Source organism: Pseudorhizobium marinum, from assembly GCF_000705355.1.
GTDB lineage: Bacteria > Pseudomonadota > Alphaproteobacteria > Rhizobiales > Rhizobiaceae > Neorhizobium > Neorhizobium pelagicum.
Genome location: NZ_JMQK01000043.1, coordinates 1 through 12,187 on the forward strand (window position 1 = coordinate 1; position 12,187 = coordinate 12,187).

Here is a 12,187-nt window from a genome sequence, read left to right on the forward strand (position 1 = left end):
GAGATTGGTCACCTGCTGCGCCGTGGAGAAGCCCGGCTGGAAGATCAGCTGGTAGAGCTCCTGGTCCGACAGGCTTGCATTGGCCGCGATCAGGCCGGAGGACTCGGCCTTCGCGCGGACGCGATCCTTGTCGATGCCGCGCCCGTCGTCCTTGATGGTGATGATCACCTCGCCACCCTGCTGGCGGGCGGAAAGCGAGATCGTTCCCGCAGCCGGCTTGCCGGCGGCGAGCCGTTGCTCGGCGGTTTCCAGCCCGTGATCGCAGGAATTGCGCACGAGATGGATCATCGGGTCGGCCAGCCGTTCGATGACGCTCTTGTCGACTTCGGTGGTCTCGCCTTCGGTGACCAGTTCAATCACCTTGCCGGTTTCATTGGCGAGATCGTGCACCAGACGCCGGAAACGGCTGAAGAGCTGCGTCACCGGAACCATGCGCAGGACCATCATCGTGTCGCGCAGTTCGCCCGACAGGCGTTCCACATCCTCCGAGACCGCCCGCAACTGAAGATCGCCGCTGCCGCCGGCCAGCTGGCTGAGGCGCGACTGGGCGATCACCAGTTCGCCGACGCGGTCCATCAGTTCGTCCAGCCGCTCGGCCGGCACGCGCACGTTCTCGGCGGCCTTGGCGGCTTTCGCATCCACCGTCGCGGGACCCTTCGCGGCGGGCTTGCGGGTCGTGGCAGCCGGGTCTGTTGCCGTGATGACGGCCTCGGCCTCGGCGGGCGCGGCGCTGGTCTGCGGTTCGCCCTGAACCTCGGTCACCTCGAGCTGCATGTCGTCCATCACGAAGATGAAGACGTCGTCGATGGCCGAGCGCGGCTCCGATGTGGTCAGCTCCACCGTCCACGACAGGTGAAGATCGACCGGGTTGAGCTCGTCGAGCGGGGGAATCGCGGAACGATCGGCGACGACCCGGCAATCTCCGAGATCGCGCAGCTCATCGAGCAGTCCGAGCGGATTGGTGCCGTTCGCCATGGCGTCCTGCGGCAGCGAAAAGCGGATGGTGTAGCGTGTCGTGCTCGGACCGGCCGGGGCTTCCGGCATGCCGGCGCCGTCCACGGCCCGCCGAAGATTGGCCAAGAGTGCCTCGCTGGCCGCCTCATGGTCGCCGGCCGGGGTGTCGACGAGCAGGCGCATATGGTCCTTGGCTTCCAGCACCGCACCCACGAGATCATGAGTTGCCGGAACCTCTCCCTTGCGAACCCGGTCGAAGGCCGTTTCGCAGTGATGTGTGAAGGCGGCGAGTGCATCGAAGCCGAACATGGCGCCGGAGCCCTTCAGCGTGTGCAGGCTGCGGAAGACGGTGTCCACCTGGTCCTTGTCGCCGAGGTTCACGTTGAGATCGAGAAGACCGGCCTCGATCTGCTCGAGGAGTTCGGCGGCCTCCGTGCGGAAGACGGCAATGGGATCGGGAAAGCTCATCGACCCAGCACCTTGCGGACGATCTTGACCAGGCTTTCAGGATCGAAGGGCTTTGTCAGCCAGCCTGTCGCGCCGGCGGCCTTCGCCTGCTGCTTGATCTCCGCATCCGATTCCGTCGTCAGGAAGATGACCGGCACGCCCGTATGCGCCGGCAGCTTGCGCAGTTCCCGGATCATCGTCAGACCGTCCATATTGGGCATGTTGAGATCGGTGACGATGATGTCGAACTGTCCGGCATCGAGCTTGGCCAGCCCGTCCTTGCCATCCACGGCCTCGGTGACCGTGTATCCTGCGTTGCTCAGCGCCACGCGCGTTGTCAGCCGGATGCTGGCGGAATCGTCTACTGTAAGAATGCTGGCAGTCACTGTGTTTCTCCCTGGTGGAGCCAAAACTGTTTGTCGTCCGCAGACATGCCTTCCATGAAGCCGCCACGGTCCAATACGCCGAGCAAGGCCCCATCGGCCCCCCGGGAAAGAGAGAGGTGCTTGCCGGAATGGTCGGCATGGAGGCGCGCCGCTTCGACTGTCTGCACGAAGCTCAGATCGACGGTCGCACTGTCTGAAATGTCGAGTTCCGTGGAGGGGTGACCGGCCAGGGAAAGAAGAATCTGATCCTTGACGTCGCCCGCGCTTCGCACCGTGAGATTTTCAGGGAGGGAAAGGCGGTTGGGGAGAGTCTCTGAAGACGACATCTTTGCTTCCGATCGCCGTGAGTGGCAGCTTGCAGGTCTGCGGTCACACTCGCTTTACGGCCTTAAGGGAATGCTAAGTCGCAGGGCTCACTTCTTGGGGAGAACTAATTGCCAGTGCTATTTCGCACTGCCGCGGCGTCGACTCGTTAACCACCCAGAACAGTTGCTTTGCGGGGTTGGCGAGGAATTAACTTCCGCCGGTGAAGTGTGCTGCACAACTCTGGGGCAGCTGCGCGTCTCGCTGCGGCTGATCCAAGGAAGGCAGACGAGCAAAAATCGTCCCATTTCAAGAAGGCAGCGCTCGCTGCCGATGCGAGGAAACGTGGCAGCTACTGCACATCAAATTTCGATCGAGGCCATCCCGGATCCTGACCTGGCCACCCTGGTTCAGCACCTCGAGAATGCCCGAGGCCGGATCGAAGAGAGGTTCCTGGACGGCGGCAATGCCGTCCTGTCGATCCTTGACGTGCTCAACGCCCTGGTCCAGTCGCTCGATCACCTGACCACCTCGCTCGATACGCAGACGGCCGAGCAGACTTCCGATGAATTGAAGAGGACCGCGCAGCGGCTTGCCGAACTCACGGATCTGGAATCGTCGCGCCAGGAAAGCTTCCAGGTGATCCTGGACGCCCAGAAGGGGCTCCGTCCGGAGGTCGCGCGGATGCAGGAAACGCTGCGCTACCTGCGCACCTTTGCGGTGACCGCCAAGATCACGGGCGCCAGTGTTCCCGAATTCTCCGGCTTTGCCGAAGAGATCCTGCAGCGGATCCAGGATGGCCGAGTCCAGGTCGATGGCCTGTCGGGAAAGCTCGACGGTCTGGGCAAGGGCCTCGGCCCGGTGATCAGCAGGGGGCAGACGATCCTGCAGAGCTACCGCGGCTCGATCCCGGCGATCGTCTCGAGCCTGACGGAAGGCGTCAGCCGGATTTCCCATCACCACCTGCAGCTCGCCGCGCATGCCGCAAGCGTCAAGGTGGTTGCCGCCCGGATCCAGACGAAGCTCGGCTCGGCGCTTTCGGCCATGCAGATCGGCGACGCGACCCGCCAGCGGATCGAGCACTGCCAGGCCAGCATGCGGATCCTGGAAGAGGCTCTCGCCTCTCCCGATCTGCAGGCGGATGAGCGGCAGCAGCTGACCACTGCGGTGCGGCAGCTGGTTTCGCTGCAGCTCGACCAGGCGACAGACGACTTTGCGCGCGAAACGAAGAAGATCGTAGCGACGGTCGCAAGCTTCCGCTCGGATCTTGCGGAGATCGGCGCCCTGCGTCGGCTGATGAGCGGCGACGGCGATGGCGACAGCGTTCTGAGAGCCCTGGAGCTTGCGGTGGAAGCGGCGCGTTCTGCCGTCCAGCAGGTGGAGGCCGTCACGCTTGAAGCATCGGAACTCAGCCGCAGCACCGCCGACACCGTTGCCGAACTGGCAGCCGGCATCGGCATGATCCAGCTGGTGCGCACCGATATTCACTACATGGCGCTGAACACGAACCTTCGCTGCAGCCGCATCGGCGAGGATGGCAAGGCGATCAACGTGGTGGCGGCGGAGCTGCGCAATTTCGCGGCACAGCTGGATGAGACGGCGGAGCGGGTTCTTGTCGCCCTGCGGGAGCTGGAGGCGGCGGCAGGGGAGCTCAATGCCCCGCAGCAGGCCGACGGGGGGTCGCTGGACCATCGTCTTTCCAGTGCGCTGGCCTCTATTCGCGAGGCTGCCGGAAAGATGGAAGACGGATTGCTGCGCCTGACGGCCCAGAGCGAAACGGCGGAAGCGGAAACGGGTGCCCATCTGGCCCGTCTGGATTTTGACGCCGAACTGGGCGACGTCCTGCGCACCTGCGTCGAAAGCCTGGGCTCCACCAACAGGTCGCTGCTCTTCCTGGGCGATAACAACGGCTTTGCCGCCGTCGGACACCGCATCCTGAAGCTTTACACCATGGCTGCCGAGCGCGAACTGCACGCCAAGATCTTCGGCACCGGCGGCGAGATTGCGGCACCTCAAGCCGCGGATGACCTCGACGATGACCTGATGGACGCGCTGTTCTGATCACGCCTGCGGCCAGACGGGATAGTTCCACCGCAGAGCGGGTGAAATGCAGCGACGTCAACGACGGTCGCTCTTCACGGCTTGCATGCTGTCCGCGAGCTGCTTCGGCGGATGGCCCGAAAACACGCACTTCCCTTCAATTTTACGGATCTGTTTAAGCCGCCGAAGACGAGCATTGCGTATGATGGTTGCCAGATGAGGAGTTACCTCAGGGCATGACGCCATCACTGCCGGATGAGCCGGTTCACCAACAAGAGACAGCTCGACAGGCAGGAAAGCAACATGTTCAGGAAGCTTGCATTCGCATTCGCAGCACTTGCTGCCATGGCCACCTCTGCAGATGCCATCAATCTCGGCGCGACGCGCGCGCTGAAGCCGAAGGCGTCGCAGACGCTGGCCGCGCCGGTTGCCTACCAGATCTTTTGCCTCCGGTTCAAAGGGGAGTGCCGCAGTGGCGGTGTTTCTTCCGTGTCCTACTCCTCGAAGACGGCGGCGCTGCTGCGCCGGGTCAACGATCAGGTCAATCGGTCCATCAGCTATCGTTCAGACAAAGGCGAAGTCTGGAAGATCGGCGTCTCGGCGGGCGATTGCGAGGACTACGCGTTGACGAAGCGCAAGCGTCTCATTGGCGCGGGCGTCCCCGCAGGCGCGCTGCGCATGGCCACCGCGCGAACTCCCAAGGGAGAGATGCACGCGGTTCTCATCGTCAAGACGGACAAGGGGGACTTCGTGCTGGACAATATCCGCACAAACATCGTGACGCGCGGCCAGTCGGGGTATCGTTTCCTGACCATCGCGACAAGCAATCCTACCGTCTGGCAGAACGCAAAATCCGGCCGCGAGATCTAGTCTCGCGACCGGAAAAAAATCACTAAGAACTCAGCATTCAGCCTGGAGAAGCCGACTCAGGCTCGGACGGCCCTTCACTGGATTCTCCGCCGACGCCACCACCACCGGCGTCGCCAGCACCACCGGCGCCACCAGCACCACCTGCACCAGCACCACCTGCACCAGCGCCAGCACCGCCAGCACCGCCGCCACCGGCTGCAGTGCCACCACCGCCACCCGTAGCGCCTACGGTCGCGGCCGAGGCAACCTCATCGGGATCAGCGGCTGGAGCTGCGGCGGAAACGGCCGCTGCAACTTCAGCAGCGGCTGCGGGGGCTGCAGCGGAAACGGCTTCCGCAATCGAGACTGCGGCTGCCGGGGCGGCGGCCGCGGCGGCTGCGGCCACCTGAGCGGCAGCGGCCGGCGCGACGGCGGCAGCAGCGGCTGCGATAGCGGCGGCTGCGGCCGGGTTCCGGGCGACGGCGGCCTGGACAATGGCGGCGATATCTGTTGCGCTGGCACCGGCAGCGACTGCATCGGCGACAGCAGCTTCAACGGCTGCAGGCGTGCTCGGCTCCTGGGCGTGAGCGAGCGGTGCAAGCATCAGCACGCCGGCAAGGGCGGCCGTGGAGAGAGCAAGACGTGTTTTCAAGAATGCATTCATGTTCGACATTCCTCGGTAGGGGGCTTCCGGGATGCGAAGCCGCTCACTTGATGGACACACGATAACGAAGGGGAAATCAAGTTGTTCCTACGTTAACCAATAATTAATATAGCTAATCGCACATTCTCCAGTAGAAATCAAGACTCTACTGTCGGCCGGAAATATATTTGGGAGAGAATCTCCGGCGTTTGGACCTCTTGCGCATTCCGGAAAGAACATGGTCTGGTCGAGGCTCGGCGGAGGATCTACAGGCGTCCTCTGCGTAATCTAGCGGTTGAACAATAGGTTGGGTACAAACAAGACGATTTGTGGCACGAATACCAGCAGAAATGTGACAAGGCTGACGGCGACGCCGTTCATGGTTGCGATACCGGGGACATAGTTGCCGAGGCGGGCGGAGTCGCTATTCTGCCCGACATCGGCGCCCTGCGGATCTGCTCGATGATGTCCTCCTCCACGCCGAGCTGCGCGCTGTGCTAGACCTCCATCTTCAGCTCGCGGTCAGTGCGCTCTTCGACCCGCTTGGCCCAGGTCATGACGCCTCGTGGAAGGGTTCGCTCGGCGCCAGAACATGGTCGAAGCGCAGCGTATAGATGTCCTGGGCCTTTGCCGTCTGCCCGGCCACCACGGCAATACTGGCGGCAGCCAGCAAGGGCAGCAGCCTCCTGGTGAACGCGAGCATGCTTTCCTTCTCTTTGTTGTCGTTTTCGACATGTCCCCGCCGCTGCGGGCGGCGGGATCCTGCGGGCGGCAGCGGCCTGCCGATATCCGCCTAATGCGAGAACGGCAGCGTCAGGCCGTGGCGGTCCGCCAGGGCGCTGAAGGCCTCTCGCGTCGCCGGATCAAGCGGGACGCCGATCCGTTCGCGCTCCCGCGCAACCTTCCACTCCCGGTCGCCGGGCGCCATCACCGTCAGCCCGTCACGGGCCGGCGATGTCCGCAGCACGTCGACATAGCGCTGAATGCCCGCCTGGAAGGTCTCCGGGCTGACGAAGGCGCCGGGTTTCAGCGCCATCACGAAGGCGCCGAGACCGCGCGGCGTGGAGAGATCCGGGCCGTTCATCGGCAGGATGTCGAAGCTGAGCTTCATACCGGAGAAGACGGCGCTCAGGATTTCGGCAAGGCCCGCCAGGCCCGCACCCTTGAAGCCGAATTCGCCGCCCACCGGCGCCAGCATTTCGACCAGCGAAGGATCGCGGGTGTCGCGGCCGTCCGCCTCGGAGGCCACGCCCTCCGGCAGCTGCACGCCGAGGCTGCGGTAAAGTTGCACCCGGTTGTAGGGCACCGCACTGGTCGCCATGTCGAGCAACCAGGGATCGTCGCCGTCCACCGGCACGGCGAAGGCGATCGGATTGGTGCCGTGGAAGCGCATGGCGCCATCGTGCAGGCGCACGAAACTGTCGGAGTTGCAGACGGCAAAGCCGACGAAGCCGCGGGCGGCGGCGGCCATCGCATAGGCGCCGGCCGGCCCGAAATGCGAGCTGTTGCGGATCGAGACCGCGCCGATCCCGAACCGGTCCGCCAGCTCGACGGCGTGCTCCATGGCACGATAGGCGCCCAGCGCTCCATGGCCGTTGTCGGTGTCGAGCGAGGCGACCGCCCCGAAGGACTGCACGAGGCGAACGTCTGGACTGCGATTGACGCGCCCGCCTTCCATGACCTTGATGTAATGGCCGAGCAGACGAACGCCATGGCTGTCGACCCCCAGCCGGGATCCGTGCATCATCGCCCGGGTGGCTGCATCCGCCGTCGCGTCGTCCGCACCCGCCGCAGCAAGGGCGGCACGGCAGAAACGGTCCACCGCATCGATGGGTGCGTAGACGACCGCCTCTGCGGCGGGCGGGGTAGGGGACGAATTCATAAGGTCTGGCCTCCATCGATGATCAAGATCTGTCCGGTCATGAAAGCGGTCTCGTCGCTGGCGAGATAGACGGCCGCAGCCGCCATCTCCTCCACGGTGCCGAGCCGTCCCATCGGCTGGCGCGCCATGAAGGTGCGCTGCATGTCCTCGGGATCGGGGCTGGCGTCGATGCGGTTTTGCAACGAGGGGGAGAGGGTGGTGCCGGGGCAGAGCGCGTTGACGCGAACGCCGGTGCGGATCAGGTCGCGGGCGGCGGCCTTGGTCAGCCCGATCATCGCCGCCTTGCTGGCGCCGTAGCCGAGGCGATCCGCAACGCCGGTGATGCTGGACGCCACCGAGGCGACATTGACGATCGCGCCGCGTCCGCGCTGGACCATCTGCGGCAGGGCCGCCTTCATGGTTCGAAAGGCCGAGGTGGCATTCTGCTCGAGGCTCTTGTGCCAGTCCTCCTCCTCGCAGGTGAGGATCGAGCCGTTGTGGACCCAGCCGGCGCAGTTGACGAGGATATCGAGCGGACCAGACTCTGAAATTCGCGCTCGGGTCATGTCGCCGTCCGTCACGTCGAGGTCCGCGATACGGATCCTCGGTGACAGGCGAGGCAGGTCCTCCATCTTGGACAGCGTGCGGCTCGTGGCCACGACGTGCGCACCCTCGGCTGCCAGGGCGAGTGCGATCGCGCGACCCATGCCTTGACCGGCACCCGTCACGAAGGCGCATCTATCCGTCAGGCGTCCTCCCATCCGTCCCTCCTCCCGAGGCCAGCTGTCTCAACGTCTTATGTGTACACTATGCGAAAATTGGGCGTTGGCAAGTCTCAATCTCTCCTCCGATAAGGCATCGGAAAATCAACTGAGGCGTTTGAAGGCCTCCGGCCAACCTGTTAAGTTGCGACAGGGATGAGGAACTGGCCCTTTGGCGATCCAGGGGAGCCGGTCTTGCAGGGATCGGAGGCAGGATGACATCGGGTGCCAAGGCTGAGCCGGCTACATCTGCGGCAAGAGGTCCGGGTGGAACGGTGCCGCGGCTCTACCAGCAGGTATTCGAGATCGTGGCGGCGCAGATTGCGCAAGGGGTTCTGCCGGAAGGCGCGCGCCTCAGCGAGTCGGGGATTGCCGAACAGTTCGGGATCAGCCGCGCACCGGCCCGCCAGGCGCTCGCGGAGCTGGAGCTTCTGGGCCTGCTCCACAAGGGCAGCGGCCGCGGCTATCAGGTGAAACGGCACAAGGGGACGGCACCGGCGGGCGTGGTTGCGGCGGTCATTCCCGAAATGGATGTCCGGCTCAAGCAGCTTTCCACCTGGTCACGCATCTACGGCGAGGTGGAAAGCGAGATTGCCGCACGGACCTCCTTTGCCGGATGGCGCGTCAACGAGACCGAGCTTGCCCGTTACTACGATGTCAGCCGCACCGTCGCCCGCGACGTGGTCGCCCGCTTGCAGCAGCGGGGCCTGGTGCGAAAGGACGAACGCTCACGCTGGGTCGCGCCGGCAATGACCCCGGATCACGTCGGCGAACTCTACGAGCTGCGCTGGCTGCTGGAGCCGGCCGCGCTCCAGAAGGCGGCATCGCGACTTCCCGAGGATCTCCTTCCGGCGATGCGCCGCCGCCTGGAGATGGCAATCGACCAGTCGGGCAGCCTGACGGGTCCCGACCTCGACCATCTGGAAGAGGACCTGCACATCACGCTCCTGGGCCATTGCGGCAACAGCTCCCTGATGCAGGCGATCAGCCTGCCGCAGGCGCTCCTGGTGGCGCACCGGTTCCTGTACCGCTGGATGCCGAGGCTCTTCGGATCCGAGCCCTTCCTGCCCGAACACATGGACATCATCGACAAGCTGCAGACCGGAAAAGCCGAGGAGGCGGCAGATGCACTGCGCCGGCACCTGCAGATTTCCCGCGATCGCGCCATCGATCGCATCCAGCGGGTGACGCGGGAGGTCCAGCCGGAGAACCTCCCCTATCTCGACAAGCTCGATTGAGGCCTATTCCACGTAGTAATCCGAGTAGGAATAATAGCCGAACAGCTTGGCGCGCTCCTGCTGGTTGAGGACCGCGATGATTGGCGTGCCGTCCGGCGCGCTTTCCTGGAGCGCTGCCACGGCGCGTTTCGCGCTTGTCTGCGGCGTCACGGCCCATTTCACCACGAAGGCGATGACGTCGGCGTAGCGGGCAAGGTAAAGCCCGTCGACGACCGGCTCCACCGGCGGCGTATCGAGAACCACATAGTCGAAGTTGCGGCGGGCGACCGCGATCATCTTCGCCATTTCGGACCCCATGAAGAGCTCGTCGGTGGCAAAATTGCCGCGGCGGCCGGCGAGCAGCACGGTCAGTCCCGTCGGCACATCGGTGACCGTCAGCTTGGGCAGGGTCGCGGCCGTGTCGGAGCCGCGCAGGAACTCGACGAAGCCGGTGCTGGGCTCCAGCCCGAGATGGCGGTGCAGGCTCGGCTTGCGCAGGTCGCAGTCGATGATCAGGGTGCGTTTGCCCGACAGGGCATAGGTCCTGGCCAGCGACAGGGCGATGGTCGACTTGCCCTCGTTCGGCAAGGCCGAGGACACCATGATGACGGTCCCGCCGCTGCCCTCCCCGGGGATGCCATGCGTCTTGTAGAGATGGCGGTCGATCGCCACGCGGATGCGGCGCACCGATTCCGCAAACATCGATAGCGGTGAGCGGATGACGATATCGGAGAGGCTTTGTCCGCCATCTTCCTTGCGCGTGGGCTCATCCGTCTCCCGAGGCGTGATGGAGGCCAGCGGCAGGCGCAGGACCGTCGATACCTGGTCCTCGTTGGTAAAGCCGCCGACGAAATGCTCGCGCACGAAGGCAAGTCCGACCCCCAGCGCCAGCGCCATGATGGCGGCCAGCGGCAGGATCAGCTGCTTTTTCGGGTAGGACGGGTTGCGCGGCGCGAGAGCTTCTGAGACGACGCGACTGTCGGCCATCTGCAGTGCCGCCAGCGTGTCGAGCCGCTGCAGGCGCGCGGAAAGGTCGTCGAACTCGCGTCGGGCCCCCTCGGCCGTCTGCCGCAGGCCGTAGATGGCCGAGAGCGTTTCGTCCGGCAGATCGCTGGCCAGCACGGCATTGATGAGTTCGGTACTGACCGACGATTCCTGCTGTTCGAAGTTGCGCACGTCCGAGCGCAGCGAGGAGAGCGCCCGGCGCCCCTCTTCTGCGATCGCCGCGTCCAGCCTCTGCAGTTCTTCCCGCAGGTCGAAGGCTGCGGTCGTGTCCGGCGAGGCGGAACTCAGTTCCGCCGCCAGCGTCTCCCGCTGGCGTGCGAGTTCCTGGGCCGCCTGGCTTTCCAGATTCTGGACCAGTGCGGCCAGGTCGTTGCGCTTCAGGGTCTCGTCGATCGTCTCGACCTGCGACAGGCCTTCGCGACGTTCCTGCTGGATGCGGGTCAACTGGTCATAGAGGGTACCGACACTGGAGGAGCCCTGCTCCCTCAGGTCGTTGATGTTGCTGAGGATGAAGTCGTCCACATTGCGGGCGCTGGCGGCAATGGTGGAACGGGCATTGTCGACCTGCTTCTGCAGGGTGTCGCGCGAGGCGACCGTTGCTGCCACCTTTGAATCCACCTGCCGGCGGATGTAGGTTTCGGTCAAGGCATTCGCGAGCCGGGCCGCCTTCTCCCGGTTCTTGGAGGTGACCGTCACACTGATCAGATAGGTGGGGCCATCGCGGCCCACGGCGATCGCTTCGCGAAAGTTGTTGAGCACGCCGGCAACCGCCTCGGAGGGATCCGGCGGCTCGACCTTTTTCAGCCGGATCATCTGCAGGAGCCGGTCCAGCAAGCCGACCTTCACGCCGAACTCGTCGTCTGCGACGAGGTTCTGGCTGTTGACCACATCGACCAGAACGCCGTTCGACCGGAGGATTGCCACCTCGCTTTCGACGCGCGCATTGTCGGTGCTGCCGTTTTGCATGGCGGCGTCGGGCTCGAGGATGCTCTGGGTGGAGGTATCGACGAATACCAGGGCGGAAGCCGAATACCGCGGCTCCAGGGAATAGGTAATGATGGCGGTGATGGCTGTGAGGCTGATCACCAGGGACAGGATCAGCCAGATCTGGCGGCGCACCATGCCCAGCAGGCTGCGGAGGTCGATTTCGCTTTCCATACTATTCCTCGAGGATCCGTTCAGATGTCTGTCGATAGGCGGTTTATTGATCGGAGCCCTGATAGCTGCAGGAAAGCGAGAGTATCTTCATTGTTGTCAGCCCGTTATCTATCGTACGGCAAGCTTAACTATCTTGCCTCTGCGGTCAATTCTTACACAGGATAATATTGCAGTTGCGAAGGCGCCGGTATCAACATTGATCCTGCCGGGCCGGGATTCGATGCTCGGAACGGGTGTATGCCCGTGGACTGTGATGAAATCGGGCGAGGGTGGACCCTGACTGTCATCCGGCCGGATCCACATCAGGTCTTCGTCCGACTGCCGTTGCAGCGGCACACCGGACCGTAAGCCGGCATGGACGAAAACGAACCCCGGAATGGAGACGAGCGAAGGCGCCCGGCGCAGAAAATCCACGTGCTCCAGGGGGATATGGCTCGCCAACAGCGCTTTCGTCGACGACCGCTTCGCGGCTGTCTCGTCCAGCCCGTAAGAGCGCAACGTGTCCTGGCCGCCGAGGCCGAGCCACATGTGGCCTGGATCCGGATCGGTCAGGTAGGACAGCA

General features: G+C 64.3%; 11 protein-coding genes and 1 pseudogene. 3 read left to right on the forward strand and 9 right to left on the reverse strand.

All coding sequences use genetic code 11. The features are described 5' to 3' along the window. From EO99_RS0124750 to EO99_RS0124760, 3 genes are all read right to left on the reverse strand, one after another. On the reverse strand, window positions 1–1,422 hold a 1,422-nt coding region (locus tag EO99_RS0124750), incomplete at its 3' end, for a chemotaxis protein CheA (protein ID WP_029621226.1). Beyond that, a complete protein-coding gene (locus EO99_RS0124755; protein ID WP_029621227.1) occupies window positions 1,419–1,787 on the reverse strand; it encodes a response regulator in 369 nt (122 codons plus the stop codon). The genes EO99_RS0124755 and EO99_RS0124750, both read right to left, overlap by 4 nt. Further along, complete coding sequence (locus EO99_RS0124760; protein WP_029621228.1) at window positions 1,784–2,113, reverse strand: STAS domain-containing protein; 330 nt, start codon at window positions 2,111–2,113, stop codon at window positions 1,784–1,786. Before EO99_RS0124760 ends, EO99_RS0124755 begins: the two co-directional genes overlap by 4 nt. A gap of 322 nt (window positions 2,114–2,435) precedes the next feature. Between EO99_RS0124760 and EO99_RS0124765 the strand changes: the two genes are divergently transcribed. Together EO99_RS0124765 and EO99_RS0124770 are read left to right on the forward strand one after the other, a co-directional pair. Continuing rightward, a complete protein-coding gene (locus EO99_RS0124765; protein WP_051680077.1) occupies window positions 2,436–4,151 on the forward strand; it encodes a methyl-accepting chemotaxis protein in 1,716 nt (571 codons plus the stop codon). Window positions 4,152–4,433: 282 nt separating this feature from the next. After that, a complete protein-coding gene (locus EO99_RS0124770) occupies window positions 4,434–5,000 on the forward strand; it encodes a transglutaminase-like cysteine peptidase (RefSeq protein WP_069733962.1) in 567 nt (188 codons plus the stop codon). A gap of 37 nt (window positions 5,001–5,037) precedes the next feature. Here the strand turns inward: EO99_RS0124770 and EO99_RS27920 are convergent, their stop codons facing one another. From EO99_RS27920 to EO99_RS0124795, 4 genes are all read right to left on the reverse strand, one after another. Beyond that, a complete protein-coding gene (locus tag EO99_RS27920) occupies window positions 5,038–5,643 on the reverse strand; it encodes a hypothetical protein (RefSeq protein WP_162179342.1) in 606 nt (201 codons plus the stop codon). A gap of 532 nt (window positions 5,644–6,175) precedes the next feature. Beyond that, window positions 6,176–6,325 carry a hypothetical protein gene (locus EO99_RS28140; RefSeq protein ID WP_210165114.1) on the reverse strand — a complete coding sequence of 50 codons (150 nt, stop codon included), beginning with the start codon at window positions 6,323–6,325 and terminating at the stop codon, window positions 6,176–6,178. A gap of 90 nt (window positions 6,326–6,415) precedes the next feature. Beyond that, window positions 6,416–7,504: an Ldh family oxidoreductase gene (locus tag EO99_RS0124790; protein ID WP_029621232.1), complete on the reverse strand. Its 1,089-nt coding sequence runs from the start codon at window positions 7,502–7,504 to the stop codon at window positions 6,416–6,418. Next, window positions 7,501–8,244 carry an SDR family oxidoreductase gene (locus EO99_RS0124795; protein WP_029621233.1) on the reverse strand — a complete coding sequence of 248 codons (744 nt, stop codon included), beginning with the start codon at window positions 8,242–8,244 and terminating at the stop codon, window positions 7,501–7,503. The genes EO99_RS0124790 and EO99_RS0124795 overlap by 4 nt, the downstream gene beginning before the upstream one ends. 215 nt (window positions 8,245–8,459) lie before the next feature. On the opposite strand from EO99_RS0124795, the gene EO99_RS0124800 reads away from it, so the two are divergent. Further along, window positions 8,460–9,482: a GntR family transcriptional regulator gene (locus EO99_RS0124800; protein WP_077067173.1), complete on the forward strand. Its 1,023-nt coding sequence runs from the start codon at window positions 8,460–8,462 to the stop codon at window positions 9,480–9,482. A gap of 3 nt (window positions 9,483–9,485) precedes the next feature. Here the strand turns inward: EO99_RS0124800 and EO99_RS0124805 are convergent, their stop codons facing one another. Both EO99_RS0124805 and EO99_RS28145 read right to left on the reverse strand, forming a co-directional pair. Then, complete coding sequence (locus tag EO99_RS0124805) at window positions 9,486–11,624, reverse strand: GumC family protein (RefSeq protein WP_051680081.1); 2,139 nt, start codon at window positions 11,622–11,624, stop codon at window positions 9,486–9,488. 108 nt (window positions 11,625–11,732) lie between these two features. Continuing rightward, window positions 11,733–12,187: pseudogene (locus tag EO99_RS28145) on the reverse strand (serine/threonine protein phosphatase); the annotation flags it as partial.